Here is a 25,095-nt window from a genome sequence, read left to right as displayed (position 1 = left end):
CACTCCCTTCTCTCTAGACCGTTTGCCCGATCGCCGCCTATGTGGAGCTACATCCTCAAACGTCTGCTGCTGATGATCCCGACGCTGCTCGGCGTGCTGACGCTCACGTTCGTCGTGATCCAGTTTGTGCCTGGAGGGCCGGTCGAGCAGGCCGTGCATGACATGCGCAGAGGTGCCGAGCAGGGCGCGCCTTTCGGTCTGCGTGCGCATAGCGGCGTCGACGCACAGCAGATCGCGCAACTGAAGGCGCTATACGGATTCGACAAACCGCCGCTCGAACGCTATGGGCTGATGCTTAAACGCTTCCTGCGCTTCGACCTTGGCGACAGTTACTTCCGGCATCAAAGCGTGTGGTCGCTGATCGTCTCGAAGCTGCCGGTGTCGATCAGCATCGGCCTGTGGACCTTCTTTCTCACGTATCTGATTTCGGTGCCGCTCGGCATCGCGAAGGCCGTACGCAACGGCTCGCGCTTCGACTTTGCGACGAGTCTGCTCGTGCTGTTCGGTTATGCGATTCCGGGCTTCGTGCTCGGCATATTGCTGCTCGTGCTGTTCGGCGGGGGATCGTTCCTGCAGATCTTTCCGTTGCGCAACCTCACGTCGGACAACTGGGCGCAGCTCTCAGTGGGCGGCAAGATCGTCGATTACCTGTGGCATATCACGCTGCCGGTGGTCGCGTCGGTGGTCGGCAGTTTCGCGGTCGTCACGATGCTGACGAAAAACGCCTTTCTCGACGAGATCCGCAAGCAATACGTGCTGACCGCGCGAGCGAAAGGACTGTCGGAGCGACGGGTGCTGTGGAAGCATGTGTTCCGCAACGCGCTGCTGCCGTTAATTGTCGGTTTTCCAGCGGCCTTTATCGGCGCGTTCTTCACCGGCAGTCTGCTGATCGAGACACTGTTCTCGCTCGACGGGCTTGGCCTGCTGTCATACGAGTCGGTGATGCGGCGCGACTACCCGGTCGTGCTCGGCACGCTCTATCTATTCACGCTGATCGGCCTCGCGACCAAGCTCATCTCGGACCTTTGCTACGTCTGGGTCGATCCACGCATTCAATTCGAACAACTGGAGCGCTGACTTGAATCGAGCCCGCGTCCGATCCGATCTCACCGCGCGCACGCAGACCGTGCGCGCTTTTGTATCACCGTCGCCGGCGCGCCGCGTCTGGCAACGCTTCAAACAGCAACGCCTCGGCTACTGGAGTCTGATCGTCTTCATCGTCGCGTTTGCGGCGAGCCTGGCCGGTCCGCTGTGGTCGAACGACAAGCCGCTCGTCGTGCGCTACGACGGACATCTGTATTTCCCGCTCTTCAAGACTTATCCGGAGACAACCTTCGGCGGCGATTTTCCGACAGCAGCCGATTATCTCGATCCGTATATCAAGCATCGCTTCGATGTGCCCGGCAATTTCGCGCTCTATCCGCCGAATCGCTATTACTACGACACACTGAACTATTTTTCGAAAGCGGTGAATCCGGCGCCACCGTCGCGTGACAACTGGCTCGGCACCGATGATCGCGGCCGCGACCTGTTCGCGCGCCTGTTGTACGGTTTCTGCGTATCCGTCGAGTTCGGGCTCGTGCTGACGTTGATCGGCACGGTGCTCGGTGTGCTCGCGGGCGCGGTACAGGGCTTCTTCGGCGGACGCATCGATATCGTCGGGCAACGGCTGATCGAAATCTGGAGCGCGATGCCGGAGCTGTATCTGTTGATCATCTTCGCGTCGATCTTCGAGCCTGGTTTCATCCTGCTGATCGTGCTGCTGTCACTGTTCGGCTGGATCGGGTTGTCCGATTACGTGCGCGCGGAATTCCTGCGCAACCGCAATCAGGACTACGTCCGTGCGGCACGTGCGATGGGGCTGTCGAACTGGCAGATCATCTGGCGCCATGTGTTGCCGAACAGCCTGACGCCGGTCATCACGTTCCTGCCGTTCCGCATGAGCGGCTCGATTCTCGCGCTGACGAGCCTCGATTTTCTCGGCCTCGGTGTACCGTCGCCGACGCCGAGCCTCGGTGAACTGCTCGCGCAGGGTAAGGCCAATCTCGACGCATGGTGGATTTCGCTGTCGACGTTCGGTGTGCTCGTCGCGCTGCTGCTGTTGCTGACCTTCATGGGCGACGCATTGCGTAACGCGCTCGACACGCGCATTTCCGACACGATGCGCGCGGGAGGCAATCAATGAGCGCAGCTGAAATACTAACGCCATTGCCAACTGGCCCGCTGCTGGAACTGGACCACCTGCATGTGAGCTTCGGCGATACCGTTGCGGTCGACGACGTCACGCTCGCGATCGAACGTGGCGAGCGGGTAGCGCTTGTCGGCGAGTCGGGCTCGGGCAAGACCGTCACTGCGCTGTCGATCCTGCGGCTGCTCAGCGATGCGCAGGTGAGCGGGGCGATCCGCTTCGGCGGCGAGGACCTGCTCGCGAAGAGCGAACGCGGTATGCGCGAAATGCGCGGCTCCGACATCGCGATGATCTTCCAGGAGCCGATGTCCGCGCTCAATCCGCTGTATACGATCGGCGACCAGATCGCGGAGACGATCGTGCTGCACGATGACGTGAGTGCGCTCGAAGCGCGCAAGCGCGCTGTCGCGCTGCTCGATCGCACCGGTATCGCGGAGCCGGGCAAGCGCGTGAACAGCTATCCGCATCAATTGTCCGGTGGGCAGCGGCAACGCGCGATGATCGCGATGGCGCTCGCGTGCCGTCCGCGTCTGTTGCTTGCCGACGAACCCACTACCGCGCTCGACGTCACGATTCGCGCGCAGATCGTCGAGCTATTGCTCGAGCTGCAACGCGACGAAGCGGAAAAGCGCGGCATGGCCGTGCTGCTCATCACACACGATCTGAATCTCGTGCGCCGTTTCGCGCAGCGCGTCGCGGTGATGGAGCGCGGCAAGCTGGTCGAGAGCGGTACCGTCGACGCGATCTTCTCGTCGCCGCAGCATCCGTATACGCGTCGTTTGCTCGAGAGCCGTCCCGAACGCACGGTGGTGCCCGTCATTCCGATCTCCCCGGTGCTGCTCGAAGCACGCGATGTGTCCGTCGATTTCCGCACGAGACTGCCCGGCTTTAACGGCTGGTTTCGCTCGGGGCGTTTTAGCGCGGTATCGAAAGCGAGCCTGTCCGTGCGTCAGGGCGAGACGCTTGGCATCGTCGGCGAATCGGGCTCGGGCAAATCGACGCTCGCGATGGCGCTGCTTGGCTTGCAACGCGTCGTGCACGGCGACATCGAATTCCAGGGCAGGGCACTCGCGAGTTTCCGCGGACACGAACAGACCGCGCTGCGCTCGAACATGCAAGTCGTCTTTCAGGATCCGTTCAGTTCGCTTTCACCACGACACACGATCGAGCGGATTGTCGGCGAAGGGCTGGAACTGCACCGTCCGCAACTCGACGCGGTAGGGCGCCGCGAGAAGGTCATCAGTGTGCTGCGCGAGGTGGGTCTGGATCGCACGGTCCTGCAGCGTTATCCGCACGAGTTTTCCGGCGGTCAGCGCCAGCGCATCGCGATCGCGCGCGCTCTCGTGCTGGAGCCGCGCATCCTGATTCTGGACGAGCCGACCAGTGCGCTCGATGTTTCGATCCAGCAGCAGGTGCTGAAACTGCTGGCGGGCTTGCAGCACAAGTACAACCTCGGTTTCGTCTTCATCAGCCACGATCTTGCGGTAATCGGTGCAATGGCACACCGGGTGGCCGTCATGCAGAACGGTTCCATCGTCGAAACCGGGGAAGTGGAGAAAATTTTTGCTGAGCCCGCCCATCCTTACACTCGAAAGCTACTGAAAGCGGCGTTCGAGCGCTGATATTCACCAATTGGGTGCGCATTACGATTGTATTTTTCTATTTGTTTTGACACATGAATACTTACTGGCTAGTATCGACCAAACTTTTTCTGCAACTACCTGTTTTTTAGGCAAAATCTACCGACCAATGCAGCAGCGATCTCTTACTCAAGCTTGCACTCGCGTTGTCGCCGGAATGTTCATTGGCGTACTACTCACCGCAACTTCCAGTGTTTTCGCCGACGAAGCCAGCGGTTTTAGCCAGAATGCCTTGCTTTCGTCCCAGAACGGGGCGACTTCCTCGAATTCCCCCTCGCTCCCTACTTTTCAGTCGACTCCGGCTCCGCAAGCTGCGGCTACACCTGCTACGTCTACAGGCGACAGCAGCGCGCGCTCGTTCCTGTCCGGCATGGCCGGTAAGGCTGGCGACGTGGTGGTCGGTGCACTGAACATGATCGGCGTGCGGTACCGCTGGGGCGGCAATACGCCAGATTCAGGGCTGGACTGCAGCGGCTTCGTTCGTTACGTGTTCCAGGACACGCTTGGCATGGCGCTCCCGCGGCGCGCGGAAGAAATGAGCCGCGTCGGCGAGAAGGTGCGCATGAGCGAACTGAAACCGGGCGACCTCGTGTTCTTCAATACGATGCGCCGCACGTTCTCGCACGTGGGTATCTATATCGGCGACAACAAGTTCGTGCATTCGCCGTCCACGGGTAGCACGATCCGTGTCGACGATCTGGATGACGGTTACTGGGAAAAGCGTTTTACGGGCGCACGCCGGGTCGAGACTTCGTATCAGCAGGGTGAAGATCTCCGGCAACGGGTGAGCGCTACGATCGGCACGACGGGTAACTGAGTCGCGCGTCCGCTGTATTACCGGTAGCAACAAGAAAAGCCTGCTTCGAAACAAGCAGGCTTTTTCTTTTGATGCGGCCGCAGCGCGACGATCAGACCATTGCAGGGCTCGCGGCGGCAAGCTTGCGCTGCAGCTCCGGCATGATCTTCGCCACGGCTTCCTCGCCCGCGAGAATCGCCGCGTTGCGTTGCCCGAAGTCGCTGCCGCTCATCACACTCAGATTCGGCCGGATCACGATGTCGGCATATTTGTCGAGTTCGTAGGTCTTGATGGTTTGACCCATGATCGTGAAGGTCTGCAGCAGGACATCGAACGAGCTTTGCGTGAGCGCGGTTTCGGGGCGCGCGGAGATATCGATCGCGATCACGAAGTCCGCGCCCATCTTGCGGGCAAACGACGCCGGCACCGGACTCACGAGCCCACCATCGACATACTCGTGACCGCCCATCTTCACGGGCTCGAACACCGACGGCACGCTGCACGACGCACGCACGGCGATGCCCGTGTTGCCGCGCTGGAACAGGATCGGCTGGCCGGTTTTCAGATCGGTTGCGACAATGCCGAGCGGCTTCACCATCTTTTCGATCGGCCGGTTGTTGAGCGTCGTGTTCAGGTAGTTCTGCAACGCGACGCCTTGCAGGAAACCGCGTGTGCGAAACGGCATGGCCCAGTCGCTGATCGATGCTTCGTCCATGACGAGGGCGAGCTTGTTCAGGGCGAAACCATTCATGCCCGAGGCGTAAAGCGCACCGACGACCGCGCCCGCACTCGTACCGGCGATCAGGTCAACCTTGATGTTGTGCGCTTCCAGCCCCTTGATCACGCCAATGTGCGCGAAGCCACGAGCGGCGCCGCCGCCCAGCGCGAGACCGACGCGCAGCGGCCGCACCGGCTTGACGGCCGGCGGTGGGGTGACACTGGCCGGGGTGTCAGTCGATGGGTTGCTGGTGGTGGTGTCGGGCTTGCTGCCGGTGGTCGTACACGCGGCGAGAACAGCGGAGGCCGCGGCCAGCGAAAACGCGCGGCGGCCCGAACGAGGTGAGGAAGGGTTCAACGAATTCTCCAGCAGTAGCGTCGCCGCACAGCGAGGCGGGCGGACGCCGCGATCTTGCGAACACGATCGCAGAAGGCGACCGTCCCGCGCCTGCGTCGAACCGGACGACGGCGCGCGCACATCATAAAGCAAAGCGGCTGGGTGGCGGAGTTGCGCGCTTTCCGGCGGCAATGCGTGGTGCGACGTGCAGCGCAATACATGGCCCAGCGCGCCGTTCAACCGAGGCGCGCGTGGGCAGGCAGAGCCGCCCGGCAGGTATAATCCGTGACTTGCATTTTTCATCCGGACACACGCGCCGCGTAGCTCGCCGCGTGACCCGTTCCGCCGTCGCTGCGCGATATTTTTTCAGCCCGCGCAGCGCCGCTCGCCTTCGAGTACCCGCTAATGACCACCTCCGTTCGTACCCGTTTCGCGCCCAGCCCTACCGGCTTCATCCACCTCGGCAACATTCGTTCCGCGCTGTATCCGTGGGCGTTCGCCCGCAAGATGAAGGGCACCTTCGTGCTGCGCATCGAGGACACCGACGTCGAACGCTCGTCGACGGAAGCCGTCGATGCGATCCTCGAAGGCATGGCGTGGCTCGATCTCGGCTACGACGAAGGCCCGTTCTACCAGATGCAGCGTCTGGACCGTTATCGCGAAGTGCTGAAGCAGATGACGGAGCAGGGGCTTGCGTACCCGTGCTACATGTCGACGGAAGAACTCGACGCGCTGCGCGAACGTCAGCGTGCGGCCGGCGAGAAGCCGCGCTACGACGGCACATGGCGACCCGAGCCCGGCAAGACGTTGCCGGTGCCGCCGGCCGGTGTCGAGCCCGTGCTGCGCTTTCGCAATCCGTTGACGGGCGTGGTCGCCTGGGACGATGCGGTGAAAGGGCACATCGAGATCTCGAATGAGGAGCTCGACGACCTCGTGATCGCGCGTCCCGACGGCACGCCGATGTACAACTTCTGCGTCGTCGTCGACGACCTCGACATGCGTATCACACACGTGATTCGCGGCGACGATCACGTGAACAACACGCCGCGTCAGATCAACATCCTGCGCGCGCTCGGTGGCGAGCCGCCGGTCTATGCGCATCTGCCTACCGTGCTGAACGAGCAGGGCGAAAAGATGAGCAAGCGGCACGGCGCCATGAGCGTGATGGGCTATCGCGACGCGGGCTATCTGCCCGAAGCAGTGGTCAACTATCTCGCGCGTCTCGGCTGGTCGCACGGCGACGCGGAGATTTTTACGCGTGAGCAGTTTGTCGAGTGGTTCGACCTCGATCACCTGGGCAAGTCGCCGGCGCAATACGACCACGACAGGCTCAACTGGTTGAACAACCACTACATCAAGGACGCGGATAACGCGCGTCTTGCCGACCTCGCTCGTCCGTTCTTCGAGAGTCTTGAGATCGATGCAGCGGCGCTTGCGCAAGGCGCCGATCTGCAGGCCGTGATCGGGCTGCTGAAGGACCGTGCATCGACGGTGAAGGAGATCGCGGAAAATGCTGCGATGTTCTATCGCGCCCCGAACCCCGAACCCGAAGCAATCGCGCAGCACGTGACCGACGTCGTGCGGCCCGCACTCGCCGATTTTGTCGTCGCGTTGAAGAGCGCCGAGTGGACGAAGGAGGGCATCGCTGCCGCGCTGAAGGCAACGCTTGCTACGCACAAGCTGAAGATGCCGCAACTCGCGATGCCGGTTCGTCTGCTCGTGGCGGGCACGACCCATACGCCGTCGATCGATAGCGTGTTGATGCTGTTCGGTCGCGAGGTTGTAGTGAGTCGTATCGAGAAGGCGCTTGCCTGAATGTGAAGCCCTGCGCGCGGCCCTGCAAAAAGTTGCGGGTCGCGACTCTCAAGGTATTTACAACACACGATTCTCTATCTACAATCTCGCTTCTGTTCTGCAAGGGGGTATAGCTCAGCTGGGAGAGCGCTTGCATGGCATGCAAGAGGTCAGCGGTTCGATCCCGCTTACCTCCACCACCAGAACATGTGAAAGTCCTCAGGAAGCACGCAGTCTGTAGTAAAAAGGACTTCACAAGCAGCGGTAAGCCAGTTACAATATCGTTCTTTGCTGTTGGCGAAAATTAACAGCAAATTGCAAGAAACTGGTAGTAAAGTGCAGCAAATCGCGGCAAAAGCAGGTGAGCCGCGCGACATATCTGAAAAGATCATGTCCCCTTCGTCTAGAGGCCTAGGACATCACCCTTTCACGGTGAGTACAGGGGTTCGAATCCCCTAGGGGACGCCAGACATCGGCATCGCGTAGAACGACGGCGATGCGGTTTGCGCAGAGTCGGCCGGCTCTCGCAGCCTACGATGCAAAGATTGGAGTGGTAGTTCAGTTGGTTAGAATACCGGCCTGTCACGCCGGGGGTCGCGGGTTCGAGTCCCGTCCACTCCGCCAGACGAAGCCCGTTCAGGTACGCTTGAGCGGGCTTTTTCATTAAAGGTGTAAGCGTACGTTGTCCCCTTCGTCTAGAGGCCTAGGACATCACCCTTTCACGGTGAGTACAGGGGTTCGAATCCCCTAGGGGACGCCAGATATTGCATCGTGGGGATGACCCGCGGTGCGGCTCGCGGGCAGGTTCGATGCTCGCAGGCCATGCAGAAATGGAGCGGTAGTTCAGTTGGTTAGAATACCGGCCTGTCACGCCGGGGGTCGCGGGTTCGAGTCCCGTCCGCTCCGCCAGAAGAGAGAAAAGCCCGTTCAGTTCGCTGAACGGGCTTTTTCTTTTTGGGCTCGTCGGCTCCCGGTGCAACGGGTCGTGTCAGTCGTCCCGCAGCGTGTCGCGGGGCGTTGCGCTCAGGAGAAACAGCCATTGCCAGCGCGCGCGACGTGCCTTACCGTTGTGCGACGATCCTCTCGTGCGTTGCGCCATGTTCGATCCAACTGCCGCCCAGTTTCAATTCCAGTTGCGCAAAGCCAGCATCGACGACTTCGAGTTCGCGGAAGCGCTGACCCGCAACAACATGAACGGCTACTACCGCAGGCATCACCTCGTGTGGCGCGGCGATCTGTTTCTCGTTAGCTGGCGCGAATCGGAAAATTTCATCCTGGAGTCGGACGGCGAACCGGTCGGTGTGCTGCGGGTCACCGAGGAGGGCGACTCACTACATATTCGCGATGTCCAGATTGCCGAAGGGTACCGCGGCCAGGGGGCGGGCACGTATCTGCTCGACATGTCGCATCGGTGGGCGCGGGCGCGCGGGCTCAAGGAATTGCAGCTACGCGTGTTCGTCGATAATCCCGCCGCACAACTTTATCAACGCATGGGGTATCGGCTGGCTGGTCCGCGTCTTGCGCAGCTGGGCGCGATCCGGCACATGGCCCGGCGTGTGTGACGGCGCTCCGCGAGCTTCAGGTGCGCTACGCTCCAGCGTCGCACGTTCAGCGCGCGCATCATTCATCGCTCGGCGCCATGCGTCGGGTCGGCAAAATCCTCATCGATGAGGCTATCGAACGCACCGCGATGTTCCGCGCCACGTTCGAAGAATGCGCGCGGACTCTCTCCGAATGCGCGCCTGAACATCGCAGAAAAAGCGCTTTGACTCTGATAGCCCAGTTCCTGCGCGACCAGCGACAGCGGCCGCCCCTGGCTGAGCAGCGGAATCGCGCGCGCGAGCACTGCCTGCTGGCGCCATTGCGAAAAACTCACACCCAGTTCCTGACGAAAGAGCCGCGCGATCGTGCGCGTGCTCGCGCCGATAATCAGCGCCCAGTTTTCGAGTGAGTCGGTATTCGCCGGGTCGGCGAGTACGGCTTCGCACAGTGCGCGCAGGCGTTTCTCGTTGGGCATCGGCACCGACAGCGGCAGCGGTTCGGAGCGCGTCAGTTCATCGAGCGCGAGTGCGCCGAGCAACTGTTCGCGCGCGGGCGGCAAACCCGGCGTATCGAGTGCAGCGATCAATTCGCGCAGCAGCCCTGACACTTCGACGACGCGGCAGGTATCGAGCCCCGGCGGCACGACAGTTTCGCTGACGTACAGCGTACGCATGAACGCATCCTCTACGACCGCCACATCGTGCAACACATGCGGCGGCACCCAGATCGCGCGTGACGGCGGCACCATCCACGTCGTGCCTTCCGTACCTACCCGCAGTACGCCGCGTGACGTGTACGCGACCTGTGCCCACGCGTGCGTATGACGCGCAATGCGCACGCCCGTCGGCATCGGTCGCGAACGGACACGGATCGGATGAGTCGGCGTTGGCGCGAATTCCGGAGGAATGTCGGCGAAGTGGACCCGGGTGGATAACGGTGCGGCGCTGGTCGGGTTCATGAGTTCGTATAGATGAGATCTCGCTGGACTACTGCGACTGCTGCGAAACGAGGCGGGTTCCGGCTGCCATTGTAGGAGCGTTCGACGCAGCTGTCCGATCGGCCGGATTGACGCACACCGTATCCGGCGAGGCATAATCTGTGCGAACTTCGACGGCGTGCTGGTCGCAGGCGCGCCGCTCATCTGACGCGACACCGCGTCATTCATTCATCAATCAAGGATCAGGGAGACACTGAGGGAAATGCAGAACGTTTTCGTTTATGGCACGTTGCGGGCCGGCCAGGTCAACGACATCAGCGCGGCTGCGGCGCGGCACGACATCGCGGCACCTACGCTGCTTGGCACGGCGTCTGTGCGTGGTCGCCTGTTCGACTTCGGGTTGTATCCCGGTCTGGTGGTGGACGCAGCGGGCGTCCCCGTTAAAGGCGATGTGTACGAGATCGACGACAAGCTCGTCGCGGTGCTCGACGAAATCGAAGCGGTTTATCCGGGTGTCGAGGGCCTGTTCAGCGCACGCCAGATGACCGTTGATGTCGACGGCGCCGCGATGCAGTGCCTGGCCTATCCGGTGGCCGCCCATGCGGTGCAGGGGTTGCCGGAAATCGCTTCGGGCGACTGGGTCGAGCATCGTCGCGCGAACCACGGGTCGACATAAGACGCAGCGTCTGTCTGCCGAAACGTACGCACAGGCGCGCGCCGTTTCAAGAGCAAAAAAACCTGGCAAGCAGCTCATGCGCTTGCCAGGTTTTTTATCGGCCGTACCAGAGCGCTACAACAGCCCCAATCAGATTTCCTCGTACAGCGGCAGCGTCAGGAATTCGGTGAACTGTTCCGACGTCGACATCTGTTCGAAGATCTGCGCAGCGCGTTCATACGGCTGCGTATCGCCGCCCACCGCCTGCTTCACCTTCGCAAGTTCCTGCTGGATCAGATCGCCGACCAGTGCCGCGGTGACCTTGCGGCCATCGTCGAGCGTGCCCTTCGACGAGCGGATCCATTGCCACACCTGCGAGCGCGAGATCTCGGCGGTCGCGGCGTCTTCCATCAGGTTGTGGATCGGTACGCAGCCATTGCCCGTGAGCCACGAGCCCAGGTAGTGGATGCCGACATTGATGTTGTTGCGCAGACCCGTTTCGGTGATCGGTGCTTCGGGGCGGAAGTCGAGCAGATCGGCCGGGCTCACCTGCACATCGCCGCGTTGCTTGGCGATCTGGTTCGGCTTGTCGCCGAGCACCTTGACGAACTCCTCCATCGCGATCGGCACGAGCCCCGGGTGCGCGACCCAACCGCCGTCGTAGCCGTCGCCGGCATCGCGTGCCTTGTCCGAGCGGACGCCGCCCATGGCCTTGTCGTTAGCTGCCGGATCGTTCTTGATCGGAATCAGCGCGCTCATCCCACCGATCGCCGGCGCATTGCGGCGATGGCAGGTCTTCAGCAACTGCAGCGCGTAGGCGCGCATGAACGGCACGGTCATCGTGATCTGCGCGCGGTCAGCCAGGCAGAAGTCCTTGTCGTTCTTGAACTTCTTGATCGCCGAGAAGATGTAGTCCCAGCGGCCGGCATTCAGCCCGGAGCTGTGCTCGCGCAGCTCGTACAGGATCTCGTCCATTTCGAAGGCGGCGAGGATCGTTTCGATCAGCACCGTTGCGCGGATCGTGCCGCGCGGAATGCCGACCGTTTCCTGCGCAGCGATGAACACGTCGTTCCACAGACGCGCTTCAAGATGGCTCTCGAGCTTCGGCAGATAGAAGTACGGGCCTGCACCGCGCGCGAGTTGTTCCTTCGCGTTGTGGAACAGGAACAGCGCGAAATCGAACACGCCCCCCGAGACACGTTGACCGTCGACGGTCACGTGCTTTTCGTCGAGATGCCAGCCGCGCGGCCGCACGATCAGCGTGGCGACCTTGTCGTTGAGCTTGTACGACTTGCCGTTCTGTTCGAGCGAAATCGTGCCGCGTACCGCTTCCTTCAGATTCAACTGGCCCGTGATCTGGTTGTCCCAGTTCGGCGTGTTGGAATCTTCGAAGTCGGTCATGTACGAATCGGCGCCCGAGTTCAGCGCATTGATGATCATCTTGCGTTCGACCGGACCCGTGATCTCGACACGCCGGCACTCGAGCGCTTGCGGCAGCGGCGCAATCGTCCAGTCGGCGTCGCGCACGCTCTTCGTGTCAGCGAGGAAGTCGGGACGCTCGCCGGCGTCGAGGCGCTTCGTGCGCCCGACGCGCAGCTTCAGCAGTTCCTGGCGGCGCGGTTCAAACGCGCGATGCAGCTTCGCGACGAGTTCGAGGGCTTCGGTAGTCAGGATCGTTTCGAAGCCGGGCGCGATGTCCGCGGTGATTTGCACGCCTTGTGGCAGCGAGAGGGTGTTCGCCATGATTTCTCCTTGGTCGGTCAGATTGCAAAGATGCGAATGAATGCGTCGTTGAGTGTCGGTGGTGGGAGTCTCACGCGCCATGGCTGTGGCGTGTGCGGTCGGAAGTTTTGCCTGATGATGGTGATGCGAGCGTTTCCAGAAAATCGAACAGCTCGGCCATGCCGCTACCGGTGCCGTGCGGCATGACGCCGAGTTCTTCGGCTGGCAGCCGCTGGCGATTGATCCAGAACGTCGTGTAGCCGAACCAGTTTGCGCCGGTAACGTCCCAGCCGTTCGACGAGACGAACACGATCTCGCGCGCGTTCGCTGCGAACGCGTGGGTGCCGAGCGCATAGGCGGCCGGTGCCGGCTTGTAGGCGCGCACGGTATCGACGGAGAGCACGCGATCGAACAGGCCCGTCATGCCGGCGCTCTTGATGGCGATGTCGAGCATCTGCGGATTGCCGTTGGACAGGATCGCGAGTCCGAGCGCCGGCAACGCGCGCAGGCGGTGCAGCACCGGTACGGCGTCGGGAAAGGCGGACAGGCACGCGTATTCGTCCATCAGGCGCTTTTCCGCTGCGCTGTTGAGCGTGAGGCTGAGCCTGCGCGCCGCGTAGCGCAGCGCATCGAGTGTGATGTTCCAGAACGGCTGGTAGTGCGTGCCGGCCGGATCGGCGAGCGTGCGCAACTGCGTGTATTCGATCTGTTTTTGCCGCCACAACTGCGAGAGCGCGTCGCCGTGGCCTGGAAACATCTGCTCCGCCGCCGCGACGACCGAATGCACGTCGAACAACGTGCCGTACGCGTCGAAGATCACTGCCTTGGGGAGAGGTGTCGTTATGGCCGACATAGCCGTGCACTCCGTATTAGAGGTCAAGACGGATTGTATTAGTGATCGTTGATGCTAAAAAAGACCCTAAACATCACTTGATCTTTTACTTTTACACACCTAATCTGACGCGCAGATCGATAACCGCGTGCCCGCCCGGGTTCGCTTCCCCCATGGACCGCTTCAAGCAGATCGAAACTTTCGTGACCGTTGCGGCGCGCGGCAGCCTGTCGGCGGCGGCGCAGGCGGAGGGCGTCGCACCGGCCATCATCGGGCGTCGTATCGACGCGCTCGAGGAGCGGCTCGGCGTAAAGCTGCTGGTGCGCACGACGCGTCGTATCACGCTGACGTTCGAAGGCTCCGCGTTCCTCGAAGACTGCCAGCGCGTGATTCACGACATGCAGAACGCCGAGGCCAGCGTTTCGGCGGGCGGCGTGAAGGCGAGCGGCCATCTGCGCGTTTCCGCGCCGGCGGGTTTCGGCCGGCGGCACGTCGCGCCGCTGGTGCCGGCGTTCACGGTCGCCCATCCCGACGTATCGATCACGCTCGATCTGTCCGACCGGATGGTCGATCTCGTCAACGAGGGCTTCGATTGCGCGGTGCGGCTGGGCGAACTGCCGGATTCGTCGCTGGTGTCGCTGCGGCTTGGCGAGAACCGGCGTGTGTGCGTCGCGTCGCCGGCTTATCTCGCGCGCCGCGGTGCACCGCGCACGCTCGGCGATCTCGCGCATCACAACTGCCTCGCGCTCGGCGCAAGTGCCAACCAGCAGCGCGGCTGGACTTTCGAGCAGGACGGCAAGGTCGTGTCGATCAAGGTGTCCGGCACGATGGAGTGCTCGGACGGGGCCGTGCTGCACGAATGGTGTCTCGAAGGACACGGACTGGCGTGGCGTTCGTGGTGGGAGGTTGGCAGCGATATTGCAGCGGGGCGGCTGGTCAGTGTGCTCGACGAATTCGCCGCACCGCCGATCGGCATCCACGCCGTGTTTCCGCAGCGCCGTCATTTGCCGTTGCGCGTGCGGCTCTTCCTCGATTTTCTGAAGCATACCTACAGCAATTCGGCCTACTGGGACTGATTGTGCCCATGCCGCGCGTTCGCCACAGCAAGTTGCAATCCGTTCCTGCGCACTACAATCAAGAAGAAGGGGCGGCATCCGCACCCTGACCCTGGCGCGACGGTCGTCGCGGACAGGCTGTGGTCCCATCTGGCGACGGAGGGCATCATGTTCACGCACATCCTGGTTCCAACCGACGGTTCGGATCTGTCGAGAAAAGCGATCGACGGCGCCATCGATCTCGCGCGCACCGTCGGCGCACGCGTCACCGCGTACGCGTGTCTGCCGCAATATCCGTACTCGCCGTTTTCCGATGTCGTGATCGAGCCGCCGTTCGATTTTCAGGAGCGCAGCGAGCGCGAGGCGCGCCTGCATCTGCAGGAAATCGAAACGGCCGCGCGCGAAGCGGGCGTGTCGTTCAGCAGTCAGACCAGTGTGCATCCGTCGCCGTATCTCGGCATTATCGAAGCCGCCGAGCAGGGCGGTTGCGATGTGATCTTCATGGCGTCGCACGGGCGGCGCGGCCTCGGCAGCCTGCTGATCGGCAGCGAGACCCAGCGGGTGCTCACGCATACGAAGATTCCGGTAATTGTCTATCGATAACGATGTGCGGGCGTGCGCGACATCCGTGTCCGGTTTGAAGTGAAGGTGAGGGTGCGCGCCGACGTTGCCGCCAGCGCGCGTTTCCTCAGTCACGGTGCGTTGTGTCGCACCGCTTCCTCCCAGATTCCGTGACAGCACCCGTGGTACGGGGCCATCACCCTCCCTGACGGCGGCCTTCTGCGAGGCCGCTCATGCAGCGCCTTGTCGCGTGCTGTCGTTTTCTGAACGACGAACCGCGTCAGGCGACCTTCTTGTCGAAGAACTGTTCGTCTTCTGTCGAACCGTGCAGTGCGGTCGTCGATGCGTCGCGCTCCACTGTCTGCGTTACCGCGTCGAAGTAGCCCGTGCCGACTTCGCGCTGATGCTTCACGGCAGTGAAGCCCTTTTCTGCGGCCGCGAATTCGGCCTGCTGCATTTCGACGAACGCGGTCATCTGATTGCGGGCGTAACCGTGCGCGAGGTTGAACATCGAGTAGTTCAGCGCATGGAAACCGGCCAGCGTGATGAACTGGAACTTGTAGCCCATCGCGCCGAGTTCCTTCTGGAATTTGGCGATCGTCGCGTCATCGAGGTTCTTCTTCCAGTTGAACGACGGCGAGCAGTTGTACGACAGCAGCTTGTCCGGGAACTGCTTGTGGATCGCATCGGCGAATTTCTTCGCGAATTCGAGGTCCGGCTTGCCGGTTTCGCACCAGATCATGTCGGCGTACGGCGCGTAGGCGAGGCCACGCGAAATCGCCTGTTCGAGACCCGGACGCGTGCGGTAGAAACCTTCCACCGTGCGTTCGCCGGTCAGGAACGGCTTGTCGTTGTCGTCGATGTCCGAGGTCACGAGGTCGGCGGCTTCTGCATCGGTGCGGGCGAGCAGCACGGTCGGCGTGCCGGACACGTCGGCGGCGAGGCGCGCAGCGGTCAGTTTCGCCACGTTCTCGCGGGTCGGCACGAGCACCTTGCCGCCCATGTGACCGCATTTCTTTACCGACGCGAGCTGGTCTTCGAAGTGCACGCCCGAGGCGCCCGATTCGATCATCGCCTTCATCAGTTCGAACGCGTTCAGCACACCGCCGAAGCCAGCTTCCGCATCGGCGACGATCGGCGCGAAGAAGTCCACGTAGCCTTCATCGCCGGGGTTCTTGCCTTCGGACCATTGAATCTGGTCGGCACGCGTCAGCGTGTTATTGATCCGCTTCACGACGAGCGGCACCGAGTTCGCCGGATACAGCGACTGGTCCGGGTACATTTCGCCAGCGACGTTCGCGTCGCCCGCCACCTGCCAGCCCGACAGATAGATGGCCTTCAGGCCGGCCTTGACCTGCTGCATGGCCTGGTTGCCGGTCAGCGCGCCGAGCGAGTTGACGAACGGCTCGGTGTTCACCAGTTCCCACAGCTTTTCGGCACCACGCTTCGCGAGCGTGTGCTCGACGGGCACCGAGCCGCGCAGACGCACCACGTCTTCGGCTGTATAGGTGCGCTTGATACCTTTCCAGCGCGGATCGGTGTCCCACTGTTGCTGGAGTTGCTGGGCTTGTTGTTGACGTGACATGGTGCGCTCCTGGATTGCGGTGAAAGTGGATCGGTGGATGCTGTCTTCTACGAAGTTCTACGAGACGGTGGCGCCGGAGGCGTTTTGTTTCGTGAAGTCTTATATAAGAGTCTAGGCAAATCACCTGATCCGGGACAGCGCCAGGAGGTGCTTTTTCTTCTATTTTTAATTGATATAAATCAATGTGTTATGAATTTTATTTCACATTGAGAAAAGACATTTTCCATCTCGCAATAGCCCTTCTTGTGCCACGCAACACGATTTTTCACGGATCAAAAAAATTTTCCACATTGTGAAATGCGCGCGGAGGCGAAAAAAAACCGGCGCAGGAGCACCGGTTCTTCTTTTAGCGGGGCGCGACGGCGGTAAGTCCGCCGGTCGCGCTACCCGATAGATATTGCTTAGCTGCCGCGTCGTGCGGTACGCGGACCGTCGCTGCGGCGTGCGCCGTAGCCACCGTCACGCGAGCCGCCGTAGCCTTCGCGCGAGCCGCTGCCAGCCGGCTTGCTGCCCCAGCTGTTGCCGCTACCGGTGCGTGCACCGGCGGTGCTGCCAGCCGGCTTGCTGCTGCCATTGCCGAAACGACGGCCGCTGCCATTGGTGCTGCCGCCCGGACGGCCACGGCCGCCAAAGCCGGGGCGACCGCCGCCGGCCGGTGCCGACTTGCGCGGTTCGAACCCGACGATGACATTGACGGCCAGCGTCGTGCGCACGAAGCGCTCGATGCGCTTCAGCGCGCCCTGTTCGGCGTGATGGACGAGGCTCACGGCGATGCCCGAGCGACCTGCACGGCCGGTACGGCCGATACGGTGCACGTAGTCTTCGGCGAACTTCGGCAGATCGTAGTTGAACACGTGCGTGATGCCGGGGATGTCGATCCCGCGAGCCGCCACATCGGTGGCGACCAGCACGCGGACGCGGCGTTCGCGCAGGGCGCGGATCGTGCGGTTACGTGCGCCTTGCGGCAGATCGCCATGCAGTGCTGCCGATTCGAAACCGGCGTCGGCAAGGCGTCCCGCCAACTGGTCGGCTTCGCTCTTGGTGGCCGTGAACACGATAGCCTGGTCAAGACCTTCAGCGCGCAGCAGGTGATCAAGCAGACGATCCTTGTGATCGCGGTCGTCAACGTAATGCACGGTTTGCGCAATGTTCGTGGCCGATTCCAGACGCTGGACGATCTCGATGCGTTCCGGGTTCTTCAGCAGACGGCCGGTCAGCGAGCTGATCTTGCCGTCGAGCGTGGCCGAGAACAGCATCGTTTGACGCGACGCCGGCGTGGCGGCGACGATCGTTTCGATGTCTTCGATGAAGCCCATGTCGAGCATCCGGTCGGCTTCGTCGAGCACGAGGATCTGCAGTTGCGACAGATCGATGCGGCCGCGTTCCAGGTGATCGATCAGGCGGCCCGGCGTGGCCACGAGGATTTCGGGGTTCTTCGCCAGCAGCATCAACTGCTGGCCGTAGGCGACACCGCCGAGAATGCTGACGGTGCGCAGGCGCTTGAGGTGCTTGCCGTACGTCGTAGCGGCGGTCGTGACCTGCATCGCGAGTTCGCGGGTCGGCGTGAGGACCAGCAGGCTCGGACGGGCGACCGGTTGCGGACGGCGCGTGCGGCGATCGGCGCCTGCTGCGTCGCGCGGTTCACGCGGCTGGGCCGCCTGGGTTTTTTGCAGCTGAGCGAAACGCTCGATGGCGGGCAGCATGAACGCTGCCGTCTTGCCGGAACCGGTCGGGCTCGAGACCATCAGGTCGCGGCCGGCGATGGCAGCGGGAATGGCGCGCTGCTGCACCGGCGTCGGGACCTGGTAGCCGGCGGTAACCAGTGCCGAAACGATTTCCGGCGACAGGCCGAGCGAAGCGAACGTCGGACCTTCCGGCACGGCGGCCGGGGCGACAGCCTCAGCTGCGATCGGCGCTACAACCGGGGTGGTGAGTTCAGCTGCGACTGGCGCGTCGATGCCGAGAGCTTCGTTGGCGATGGCGGTCAGCGGGCTGGAATTATTGCTCGAAGTCATGAGAATCCTTGAAACACAGGGAATAAAACGTCGGCGCCAATCGGCATACCCAAGTCGTCGGATTCAGCGAGCAAAGAAGCAGCGAGCAAATCAAAAAACGGGGGCAACTTGCCTGCGTACGGCAAGTTTTTCGTTAGAAGCTGTATCGGATGCGACACGCCGTTCCGGCATTGTCGCCAGCCTGGTACATGACGGCCCGGAGGGCCTAAGCAGGAGGGGACAGGTTCTAAACTGGATTGGAGCTAAACGCAACTAGGCGCTGCACGGCCAGGTCCGGTAATTCGCTCAACTGCGAGCCAGACAGAGAAAGTGAAGCGCAGGCCGCATTATAAAGGAGTTTGCTGCACTGCGCCAGATTATCGCGAAATCGTAAGTAATGGGCCGGCTGGGCGGCCCTGCGGGCGGTCTCAGGTGGCCGTGCCGTTCTTCAGGGACTCGACCACTTCGACGTACTGCTGCTTCGCGGCGTCCTGCGAGGTGCCTTTCAGCGCGCCCCACGCGTCATATTTGTACTTGCCGACGATATCGGTGAAGCCGGGCTTGTCGCCATGCACGTCGCCGTCGGTGGCCTGCTTGAACAGTGCATACAGACGCAGCAGCGTCAGGTTGCCCGGACGTTCGGTCAGTTGCTTGACATCTTCCTGGGCTTGCGCGAACAGCGCGTTGACGTCGCTCATCGATTTCTCCGTGGCATATTCAATCAAGATAAGGCCGACGATCATAGCAAGCACGGCCGGACACAGGCTGGAGCGATCCTTCCAAACCATTCGGGTTGCGCGCCTGCACCGCAGGCATCCGGCGATTCAAGGCGCCGCATTACAATAGCGGCCATGACTCGAACTGTGCTGCTTGCCCTCGATACGTCGACCGAATTCTGTTCGGTCGCGTTGCTGTCCGCCTCTGCGGCGTCTGTTCCCTCGACTGTTGCCGCCACTTCCTCCGATCCGCTCATCTGGGTGCGCCACGAAGCGACCGGCGCCGTGTCCAGTGCGCGACTTTTGCCGGCTATTCGTGAGCTTTTCGACGAAGCGGGTCTGGCGCTTTCCGCCTGCGATGCAATCGCGTTCGGTGCCGGGCCGGGCTCGTTTACCGGTTTGCGGACCGCAACCGGCGTCGCGCAGGGCCTCGCGTTTGGGCTCGACCGGCCCGTGGTGCCGGTCAGTACGCTGCTCGCCTGTGCGGAGCGTGCGCGTTCTCGCGATCCATCGGCGGCGCGCGTGCTCGTGGCGCTCGATGCGCGCATGGACGAGGTCTATTGGGCCGACTATGCGTGGGATGCGTCGCAGGGCGAATGGCGCACGGTGCATCCGGCGTCGCTCGATGCGCCCGGTCAGGTTGGTTTGCCCGATGCGCCGTTTACGCTCGCAGGCAATGCGGCTGCCGTGTTTGGCGCGCGTTTGCCAGCGCGCGATGCGGCCCGCGTGGTCGACGGCGAAGCGTTGCCGCATGCTGTGCCGGTCGCGTTCGCCGCGCTGCGCGCGTTTCGCGCCGGGCGCACCGTGCCGGCCGACCAGGCGGCGCCCGAATACGTGCGCAACAAGGTGGCGCAGACAACGGTTGAACGGCTGGCGGCGAAAGCGGCGCAGGCCGCCGGAGTTGCAGCAGCGCCTGTCTCCACTGAGTCCACCGAATCTGTCAACGCGCGGCCGAAAGTTACGCGAGGCGAGGGCACGCGATGAGCGGCGTGCTGCTCGCGGACCGCTACGTTTCGCCGATGACCGAGGGCGATCTGGACGAAGTCGCCGCCATCGAAAAAGTCGCCTATGAATTTCCGTGGAGCCGCGGTAATTTCGAGGATTCTTTGCGCAACGGCTATCTCGGCATTTGCCTGCGGCACGTTACCGGCACACTGCTCGGCTACTGCGTGCTGATGCCAGTGGTCGATGAAATGCATCTGCTTAACCTGTGCGTTGCGCCGGCTGCGCAAGGTGCGGGTGCGGGACTTACGTTGCTGCGCGAAGCCGTGCGTGTGACACACACGGAAAAGCTCGACGGCTTGCTGCTCGAAGTGCGGCCGTCGAATCATCGGGCCATCCGGCTCTACGAGCGCTTCGGCTTTGCGTCGATCGGCCGGCGCAAAAACTATTATCCGGCGCGTCATCGCAGCCGGGAGGACGCCATCGTGATGCGTTTTTCGTTTGCAGAGGAGGGCGCAGATGGCGCTGCATGAATCCGCGCTGGAAGAACTCGGGCTCGCGACCCGCTGGGTGCGGCGCGGTAGCGCGCCGACGGAAGCTGCTGCATCTGCCGAGATAGGGCGCGGCGATGCGTCGATCGGGCCTGCGGCATCTGCGGAGGCGATCAAGCAACAGGCGAGGCACGTCGTCGATGCGCCGGTTGAGACAGTGGAGCCGCAGACGGACACGCCGGCGCGCAGTGTGAGTACCGGGAACATGCGAAGCACCGACGCGACAACCGATCGGCCAGACGCCCGCAACGCACGCAGCAGCACGTCCGCTGCATCGGCCGAAGCACCACCGCCACCCGACGACGACTTCGCCTGGTTCGACGACCTGCCCTCGACGCCCCCACAACACCGAGATCAGCAACAACCCCGCGCCAGAGAAGAAGAACCGGCGCAATCCGCGGTCGCCACACTCGACTGGGATGCCTTGAGCGAGCGCGTGTCCGCCTGCGAAAGCTGCCGTCTCTGCGAAAAGCGCACGAAAACCGTGTTCGGCGTCGGTGATCGCGAAGCCGACTGGATGCTGGTCGGCGAAGCGCCCGGCGAGAACGAAGACCGCCAGGGCGAACCGTTCGTGGGCCAGGCCGGCAAGCTGCTCGACAATATGCTGCGCTCGCTCGATCTGGCGCGCGACAAGAACGTCTACATTGCGAACGTGATCAAGTGCCGGCCGCCCGGCAACCGCAATCCCGAGCCCGATGAGGTCGCGCGTTGCGAGCCGTATCTGCAGCGCCAGGTCGCGCTCGTCAAGCCGAAGCTGATCGTGGCGCTCGGCCGTTTCGCCGCGCAGAGTCTGTTGAAGACCGACGCGAGTATCTCGTCGCTGCGCGGTCGCGTGCATACGTACGAAGGCGTGCCGGTCATCGTCACGTATCACCCGGCGTATCTGCTGCGCAGTCTGCACGATAAGGCGAAATCGTGGGCCGACCTGTGTCTTGCGCGCGATACCCTGGGTCGTGCCGCCGACCAGACGGAGCACTGATGGCGACGCCGGCACCGGTGGCCGGTCACGACGCGCGGCGTAATGCATGGGCGGACGCGTTCGACATGCTTGTGGATCCGGTCGTGCGCGATCTGGCGTGGCTGCTGTACAGCCCGGCGCTGCTGCGTGCGCAATTGCCCGTTGGCGTGCTCGCGCAGCCGTTGGGTACACCCACCCAGGCAGCGCAGACGCTCGACTGGCTGCGTGCGCTCGATGCGGATGCGGGGGCTGCGGGGGCATTGCATCGCGCGATCGCCGATGCCCACGTGACGCGTCTCGGCCGCTACGCCGAAACGCTGCTCGCATGGTTCCTGGAAAACGGACCGCTCGCGCGGCTCGTCGCGGCAAACATCGCGCTGCGGCGCGCGGGCGTCACGTTGGGCGAATGCGATTTTCTCGTCGAAACGAACGATGGCCGGCGGCTGCACTGGGAGCTGGCCGTGAAGTGCTATCTGCACGCCGGCGATGGCCGCGCACGGCTCGCCGACTATGTCGGTCCGAACCTGCAGGACCGCTTCGATCGCAAGCTTGCGCATCTGCTCGGGCATCAGTTGCCGCTCAGTGCACGCGAGGAGTTTGCGTCACTCGGGCATGTAGGGCCGTGGGATGCGCAGATGTTCGTCAAGGGCTGGCTGTTCTACCGGCAGGAAGCGGATCAGCCTGTGGACGCGTATGAAAGGATCGTGCAGGGGACGGGGGAAGAAGCGACTGGCGAAGCCGTGGAACTCGATCCGGCGCATCTACGCGGCTGGTGGACGACACGCACCGACTGGCCCGCTTTTGCAACCGCGCATGCGCCGAAGTGGCGCGTGCTGCCGCGTCTCGAATGGCTGGCGCCGCGACGCTATCAGCCCGCCGAGCCGGCGGTTACGGAAATGACCGACGCGGCCCAACTCGCGTTACGGCTCACACAACAGACCGGGCCGACCATGGTCGCGGGTTTCGACCTCGATGGAAATGGGCGCTGGTGCGAACGCTCGCGTGGCTTCGTGGTGCCGGATACATGGCCCGCACGTGCGCTGGTGTTTGCGCGCGAGTAACCGCGAACGATGGCATGCGCGCCGGCGTTGGCCACACAACGATCAGGCGGGCGTTACTGACGTCGATCGAACCACGCGCGCCACGATTACAACGACACGCTCACCACCACCGATAGAAGTGATGCACCGGCCCGACACCCGAGCCGACCTCGAGCTGGTCACTTGCCTGCAGCGCTCCAGTCAGATACACCTTTGCTTCGGCAACAGCACTCGCGAGATCGTCGCGTTGCGCCACCAGCGCTGCGATCGAGGAGGACAGTGTGCAACCGGTGCCATGCGTGTTTTTCACCGGCACACGTGGACCGCCCAGCCGTAGCGTGCCGTGTTCCTGTATCAGCCAGTCGGGACTGTCCGATGCGGCAAGATGGCCGCCCTTCATCAGCACCGCCTGTGCGCCCAGCGCGCGCAATGCTTCGCCCTGGCGAATCATGCCGGCTTCATCGGTGACGGCGGCTTCGCCGAGCAGCGCCGCCGCTTCCGGCAGGTTGGGCGTGACGAGACTCGCGAGCGGCAGCAGTTCGTCGCGGACCGCCGCGACCGCATCAGGCGCGAGCAGCGCGTGGTTGCTCTTCGAGATCATCACCGTATCGAGCACGATGTGCTTCGGCTGATAACGCCGCAGTGCGTCGGCCACCGCGCGCGCGATCTGCGCGTTGGCGAGCATGCCGATCTTCACTGCATCGATGCGGATGTCGTCGAACACCGCATCGAGTTGCGCGGTAACGAAGCCCGGATCGGGCGTATGAATGGCTGTGACACCGCGCGTATTCTGCGCCGTCAGCGCCGTGATGACGCTCGCACCGTAGGCGCCGAGCGCCGAGAATGCCTTGAGATCTGCCTGGATGCCGGCGCCGCCGCCGGAGTCCGAGCCGGCGATGGTCAGGACGTTGGGAATCGCGTGTGTCATCGGAAAGCGTGAAATAAGAAGCGCCGTTGCGGGCCGTACGATATCGCGGCGCTACAAAGGCGGTGAGGGCGCACACCGCCCTGTGGAAATCTCAGTGGCGCACTTCGCCGATCAGGGCGACCGAGTCAAAGGCGCGCTGATTTGCCTGGTGGCGCCGCATCACGACCCACATCATCAGGCACACGAATGTGCCGAACAGCACGATCACGGCCCCAACCGGCACATCGAGCCAGACGAGCACCGCATACAGGCACAACATCACGAGCACCGAGAGGTTTTCGTTGAAGTTTTGCACCGCGATCGAGTGTCCCGCCGACAGCAGCACGTGCCCACGATGTTGCAGCAGCGCGTTCATCGGTACGACGAAGAAGCCCGACAGCCCACCGACCACCATCAGGAACAGGTAAGCCACGAGCAGGTAGCCCGGCACATGCATATGGCCGAAGTAGATGCCCCAGTGTTCGGGAAACAGATGCTTCGTATAGAACGCCATCAGCATCACCGCGATGCCCATCATGACGCCGACCGGCAGCACCGATAGCGACTTCTTCAGCGGCACTTTGGCCGCGGCGATCATGGCCCCGACCGCGACGCCGACCGCGACGACCGCCTGCAGGATCGCGGCCTGTGACAGCGACATGTCGAGCGATACTTCCGCCCACTTGAGCACGATGAATTGCAGCGTGGCGCCCGCGCCCCAGAACAGCGTCGTGACAGCCAGCGAGATCTGCCCGAGCTTGTCGCGCCAGAGTATCGTGAAGCAGTCGGCGAAGTCGGTGATGAGCTTGATCGGTCCGCGCTCCTGGCGCGGATAGCGGGCGCCAGTATCGGGAATGCCCAGATTAAACAGCGCGGCGATGATGTAGATGGAGATGATCACGAGCATCGCAGCTTCGGCGGGTGTGCCGATACTCGCGGGGGTGTGCTTCATGACATGCGAGGCGATGTGCGGACTGATCAACGCACCGCCAAGCACGGTACCCAGAATGATCGAGCTGACGGTCGTGCCTTCGATCCAGCCGTTCGCGGCGACGAGCCGGTCAGGCGGCAGCAGTTCGGTGAGTATCCCGTACTTGGCCGGCGAATAAGCCGCCGCGCCGAAGCCGACAATGCCGTACGCAATGAGCGGGTGCGCGCCGAACAGCATCACGATGCAGCCGAGCACCTTGATCGTGTTGGTCACGAACATGACCCGGCCTTTGGGGCGGGAGTCTGCGAAGGCACCGACGAAAGCAGCCAGCACGACGTACGACAGCACAAAGAACAACTTGAGCAGCGGCGTCATCCAGTTCGGGGCGTGAAGATCTTTCAGCAGTGCAATAGCAGCGATCAGAAGCGCATTGTCGGCCAGCGAAGAAAAAAACTGCGCGGCCATAATGGTGTAAAAACCTTTTTTCATCTGATGCGATGCTGTCCTCGCTGCGGTCCGTCCGCCCCGGACACGTGTTCTGCGTCCGGGCTTATTCCGTTCGAAATGGGTTGTGCGCACGGCTTTATAACATGAAAATACTCGCATTCGGACTAGCAAAATCCTTGATCGCACCGCCCAGCGGGCTCTCGACGCTCTGAAAACGTCCAGTAAGCTGCTGATTCGCAAGCGTCTTT

At 62.7% G+C, this 25,095-nt stretch carries 22 protein-coding genes and 5 tRNA genes; 18 read left to right on the top strand and 9 right to left on the bottom strand.

Annotated elements, in window-relative coordinates; all coding sequences use genetic code 11:
• Positions 1 to 39: 39 nt before the first annotated feature.
• The 4 genes from BWP39_RS02010 (at position 40) to BWP39_RS01995 (ending at position 4,645) form a co-directional block, all read left to right on the top strand.
• A complete protein-coding gene (locus tag BWP39_RS02010; RefSeq protein ID WP_096716680.1) occupies positions 40 to 1,077 on the top strand; it encodes a microcin C ABC transporter permease YejB in 1,038 nt (345 codons plus the stop codon).
• A gap of 1 nt (position 1,078) precedes the next feature.
• Positions 1,079 to 2,185, top strand: a complete 1,107-nt coding sequence (locus BWP39_RS02005) for an ABC transporter permease (RefSeq protein WP_096716679.1) — start codon at positions 1,079 to 1,081, stop codon at positions 2,183 to 2,185.
• The gene (locus BWP39_RS02000) at positions 2,182 to 3,810 is read left to right on the top strand and encodes an ABC transporter ATP-binding protein (RefSeq protein ID WP_096716678.1); all 1,629 of its coding nucleotides are present in this window, start codon (positions 2,182 to 2,184) and stop codon (positions 3,808 to 3,810) included. The genes BWP39_RS02005 and BWP39_RS02000 overlap by 4 nt, the downstream gene beginning before the upstream one ends.
• Positions 3,811 to 3,937: 127 nt before the next feature.
• Positions 3,938 to 4,645, top strand: a complete 708-nt coding sequence (locus BWP39_RS01995; protein ID WP_096716677.1) for a C40 family peptidase — start codon at positions 3,938 to 3,940, stop codon at positions 4,643 to 4,645.
• Positions 4,646 to 4,736: 91 nt separating this feature from the next.
• Here the strand turns inward: BWP39_RS01995 and BWP39_RS01990 are convergent, their stop codons facing one another.
• Positions 4,737 to 5,699: a patatin-like phospholipase family protein gene (locus BWP39_RS01990; RefSeq protein WP_207556533.1), complete on the bottom strand. Its 963-nt coding sequence runs from the start codon at positions 5,697 to 5,699 to the stop codon at positions 4,737 to 4,739.
• Positions 5,700 to 6,083: 384 nt separating this feature from the next.
• Between BWP39_RS01990 and gltX the strand changes: the two genes are divergently transcribed.
• The 7 genes from gltX (at position 6,084) to BWP39_RS01955 (ending at position 9,034) form a co-directional block, all read left to right on the top strand.
• Positions 6,084 to 7,493, top strand: a complete 1,410-nt coding sequence (gene gltX, locus BWP39_RS01985) for a glutamate--tRNA ligase (RefSeq protein WP_096716676.1) — start codon at positions 6,084 to 6,086, stop codon at positions 7,491 to 7,493.
• A 103-nt stretch (positions 7,494 to 7,596) separates the two neighbouring features.
• Positions 7,597 to 7,672 (top strand) — tRNA-Ala (locus BWP39_RS01980).
• Positions 7,673 to 7,864: 192 nt separating this feature from the next.
• Positions 7,865 to 7,940, top strand: a tRNA-Glu gene (locus tag BWP39_RS01975).
• A gap of 79 nt (positions 7,941 to 8,019) precedes the next feature.
• Positions 8,020 to 8,096 (top strand) — tRNA-Asp (locus BWP39_RS01970).
• Between the two features lie 60 nt (positions 8,097 to 8,156).
• A tRNA-Glu gene (locus BWP39_RS01965) sits at positions 8,157 to 8,232 on the top strand.
• A gap of 72 nt (positions 8,233 to 8,304) precedes the next feature.
• Positions 8,305 to 8,381: transfer RNA gene (locus tag BWP39_RS01960), tRNA-Asp, on the top strand.
• Positions 8,382 to 8,569: 188 nt separating this feature from the next.
• A complete protein-coding gene (locus BWP39_RS01955; RefSeq protein ID WP_096716675.1) occupies positions 8,570 to 9,034 on the top strand; it encodes a GNAT family N-acetyltransferase in 465 nt (154 codons plus the stop codon).
• A 62-nt stretch (positions 9,035 to 9,096) separates the two neighbouring features.
• On the opposite strand, the gene BWP39_RS01950 is transcribed toward BWP39_RS01955, so the two are convergent.
• Positions 9,097 to 9,972: an AraC family transcriptional regulator gene (locus BWP39_RS01950; protein WP_096716674.1), complete on the bottom strand. Its 876-nt coding sequence runs from the start codon at positions 9,970 to 9,972 to the stop codon at positions 9,097 to 9,099.
• 241 nt (positions 9,973 to 10,213) lie between these two features.
• Here BWP39_RS01950 and BWP39_RS01945 point away from each other — a divergent pair, with 241 nt between their 5' ends.
• The gene (locus BWP39_RS01945) at positions 10,214 to 10,627 is read left to right on the top strand and encodes a gamma-glutamylcyclotransferase family protein (RefSeq protein ID WP_096716673.1); all 414 of its coding nucleotides are present in this window, start codon (positions 10,214 to 10,216) and stop codon (positions 10,625 to 10,627) included.
• Between the two features lie 129 nt (positions 10,628 to 10,756).
• Here BWP39_RS01945 and aceB read toward each other — a convergent pair whose 3' ends face one another.
• Together aceB and BWP39_RS01935 are read right to left on the bottom strand one after the other, a co-directional pair.
• Positions 10,757 to 12,349, bottom strand: a complete 1,593-nt coding sequence (aceB, locus tag BWP39_RS01940) for a malate synthase A (RefSeq protein ID WP_096716672.1) — start codon at positions 12,347 to 12,349, stop codon at positions 10,757 to 10,759.
• A 70-nt stretch (positions 12,350 to 12,419) separates the two neighbouring features.
• A complete protein-coding gene (locus BWP39_RS01935) occupies positions 12,420 to 13,181 on the bottom strand; it encodes a haloacid dehalogenase type II (RefSeq protein ID WP_096716671.1) in 762 nt (253 codons plus the stop codon).
• Between the two features lie 152 nt (positions 13,182 to 13,333).
• On the opposite strand from BWP39_RS01935, the gene BWP39_RS01930 reads away from it, so the two are divergent.
• Positions 13,334 to 14,236, top strand: coding sequence for a LysR family transcriptional regulator (locus tag BWP39_RS01930; RefSeq protein ID WP_096716670.1), 903 nt, complete (start codon positions 13,334 to 13,336; stop codon positions 14,234 to 14,236).
• 147 nt (positions 14,237 to 14,383) lie between these two features.
• Complete coding sequence (locus BWP39_RS01925) at positions 14,384 to 14,818, top strand: universal stress protein (protein WP_096716739.1); 435 nt, start codon at positions 14,384 to 14,386, stop codon at positions 14,816 to 14,818.
• Between the two features lie 238 nt (positions 14,819 to 15,056).
• On the opposite strand, the gene aceA is transcribed toward BWP39_RS01925, so the two are convergent.
• From aceA to BWP39_RS01910, 3 genes are all read right to left on the bottom strand, one after another.
• A complete protein-coding gene (gene aceA, locus BWP39_RS01920) occupies positions 15,057 to 16,361 on the bottom strand; it encodes an isocitrate lyase (protein WP_096716669.1) in 1,305 nt (434 codons plus the stop codon).
• Between the two features lie 401 nt (positions 16,362 to 16,762).
• Entirely contained in the window at positions 16,763 to 18,376 is a 1,614-nt protein-coding gene (locus tag BWP39_RS01915) for a DEAD/DEAH box helicase (RefSeq protein ID WP_096716668.1), read from the bottom strand.
• Positions 18,377 to 18,783: 407 nt separating this feature from the next.
• Positions 18,784 to 19,053, bottom strand: a complete 270-nt coding sequence (locus tag BWP39_RS01910; RefSeq protein WP_096716738.1) for an acyl-CoA-binding protein — start codon at positions 19,051 to 19,053, stop codon at positions 18,784 to 18,786.
• A gap of 153 nt (positions 19,054 to 19,206) precedes the next feature.
• Between BWP39_RS01910 and tsaB the strand changes: the two genes are divergently transcribed.
• The 4 genes from tsaB to BWP39_RS01890 are packed head-to-tail and all read left to right on the top strand — an operon-like array spanning position 19,207 to position 22,583.
• Positions 19,207 to 20,055, top strand: a complete 849-nt coding sequence (gene tsaB / locus BWP39_RS01905; protein WP_096716667.1) for a tRNA (adenosine(37)-N6)-threonylcarbamoyltransferase complex dimerization subunit type 1 TsaB — start codon at positions 19,207 to 19,209, stop codon at positions 20,053 to 20,055.
• Complete coding sequence (rimI, locus tag BWP39_RS01900) at positions 20,052 to 20,546, top strand: ribosomal protein S18-alanine N-acetyltransferase (RefSeq protein ID WP_096716666.1); 495 nt, start codon at positions 20,052 to 20,054, stop codon at positions 20,544 to 20,546. Before tsaB ends, rimI begins: the two co-directional genes overlap by 4 nt.
• Complete coding sequence (locus BWP39_RS01895; protein ID WP_096716665.1) at positions 20,533 to 21,543, top strand: uracil-DNA glycosylase; 1,011 nt, start codon at positions 20,533 to 20,535, stop codon at positions 21,541 to 21,543. The genes rimI and BWP39_RS01895 overlap by 14 nt, the downstream gene beginning before the upstream one ends.
• Positions 21,540 to 22,583 carry a DUF1853 family protein gene (locus BWP39_RS01890; RefSeq protein WP_407944770.1) on the top strand — a complete coding sequence of 348 codons (1,044 nt, stop codon included), beginning with the start codon at positions 21,540 to 21,542 and terminating at the stop codon, positions 22,581 to 22,583. The genes BWP39_RS01895 and BWP39_RS01890 overlap by 4 nt, the downstream gene beginning before the upstream one ends.
• Positions 22,584 to 22,683: 100 nt before the next feature.
• Here the strand turns inward: BWP39_RS01890 and thiD are convergent, their stop codons facing one another.
• Both thiD and lplT read right to left on the bottom strand, forming a co-directional pair.
• Complete coding sequence (gene thiD, locus BWP39_RS01885) at positions 22,684 to 23,490, bottom strand: bifunctional hydroxymethylpyrimidine kinase/phosphomethylpyrimidine kinase (RefSeq protein WP_096716664.1); 807 nt, start codon at positions 23,488 to 23,490, stop codon at positions 22,684 to 22,686.
• A 91-nt stretch (positions 23,491 to 23,581) separates the two neighbouring features.
• A complete protein-coding gene (lplT, locus tag BWP39_RS01880; protein ID WP_096716663.1) occupies positions 23,582 to 24,889 on the bottom strand; it encodes a lysophospholipid transporter LplT in 1,308 nt (435 codons plus the stop codon).
• Between the last annotated feature and the right edge of the window lie 206 nt (positions 24,890 to 25,095).

This window comes from Paraburkholderia acidicola, from assembly GCF_002362315.1.
Taxonomy (GTDB): Bacteria; Pseudomonadota; Gammaproteobacteria; order Burkholderiales; family Burkholderiaceae; genus Paraburkholderia; species Paraburkholderia acidicola.
Note: the sequence above shows the minus strand (reverse complement) of the source record. Positions and strands in the feature narration are given on the sequence as shown.

Bases quoted from the DNA above. Each gene is read 5' to 3' on its own strand.
- BWP39_RS02010 (WP_096716680.1), top strand. From the start codon at position 40: ATGTGGAGCTACATCCTCAAACGTCTGCTGCTGATGATCCCGACGCTG.
- BWP39_RS02000 (WP_096716678.1), top strand. From the start codon at position 2,182: ATGAGCGCAGCTGAAATACTAACGCCATTGCCAACTGGCCCGCTGCTG.
- BWP39_RS01995 (WP_096716677.1), top strand. From the start codon at position 3,938: ATGCAGCAGCGATCTCTTACTCAAGCTTGCACTCGCGTTGTCGCCGGA.
- gltX (WP_096716676.1), top strand. From the start codon at position 6,084: ATGACCACCTCCGTTCGTACCCGTTTCGCGCCCAGCCCTACCGGCTTC.
- BWP39_RS01955 (WP_096716675.1), top strand. From the start codon at position 8,570: ATGTTCGATCCAACTGCCGCCCAGTTTCAATTCCAGTTGCGCAAAGCC.
- BWP39_RS01950 (WP_096716674.1), bottom strand. From the start codon at position 9,972: ATGAACCCGACCAGCGCCGCACCGTTATCCACCCGGGTCCACTTCGCC.
- BWP39_RS01945 (WP_096716673.1), top strand. From the start codon at position 10,214: ATGCAGAACGTTTTCGTTTATGGCACGTTGCGGGCCGGCCAGGTCAAC.
- aceB (WP_096716672.1), bottom strand. From the start codon at position 12,349: ATGGCGAACACCCTCTCGCTGCCACAAGGCGTGCAAATCACCGCGGAC.
- BWP39_RS01935 (WP_096716671.1), bottom strand. From the start codon at position 13,181: ATGTCGGCCATAACGACACCTCTCCCCAAGGCAGTGATCTTCGACGCG.
- BWP39_RS01930 (WP_096716670.1), top strand. From the start codon at position 13,334: ATGGACCGCTTCAAGCAGATCGAAACTTTCGTGACCGTTGCGGCGCGC.
- BWP39_RS01925 (WP_096716739.1), top strand. From the start codon at position 14,384: ATGTTCACGCACATCCTGGTTCCAACCGACGGTTCGGATCTGTCGAGA.
- aceA (WP_096716669.1), bottom strand. From the start codon at position 16,361: ATGTCACGTCAACAACAAGCCCAGCAACTCCAGCAACAGTGGGACACC.
- BWP39_RS01915 (WP_096716668.1), bottom strand. From the start codon at position 18,376: ATGACTTCGAGCAATAATTCCAGCCCGCTGACCGCCATCGCCAACGAA.
- BWP39_RS01910 (WP_096716738.1), bottom strand. From the start codon at position 19,053: ATGAGCGACGTCAACGCGCTGTTCGCGCAAGCCCAGGAAGATGTCAAG.
- tsaB (WP_096716667.1), top strand. From the start codon at position 19,207: ATGACTCGAACTGTGCTGCTTGCCCTCGATACGTCGACCGAATTCTGT.
- rimI (WP_096716666.1), top strand. From the start codon at position 20,052: ATGAGCGGCGTGCTGCTCGCGGACCGCTACGTTTCGCCGATGACCGAG.
- BWP39_RS01895 (WP_096716665.1), top strand. From the start codon at position 20,533: ATGGCGCTGCATGAATCCGCGCTGGAAGAACTCGGGCTCGCGACCCGC.
- thiD (WP_096716664.1), bottom strand. From the start codon at position 23,490: ATGACACACGCGATTCCCAACGTCCTGACCATCGCCGGCTCGGACTCC.
- lplT (WP_096716663.1), bottom strand. From the start codon at position 24,889: ATGAAAAAAGGTTTTTACACCATTATGGCCGCGCAGTTTTTTTCTTCG.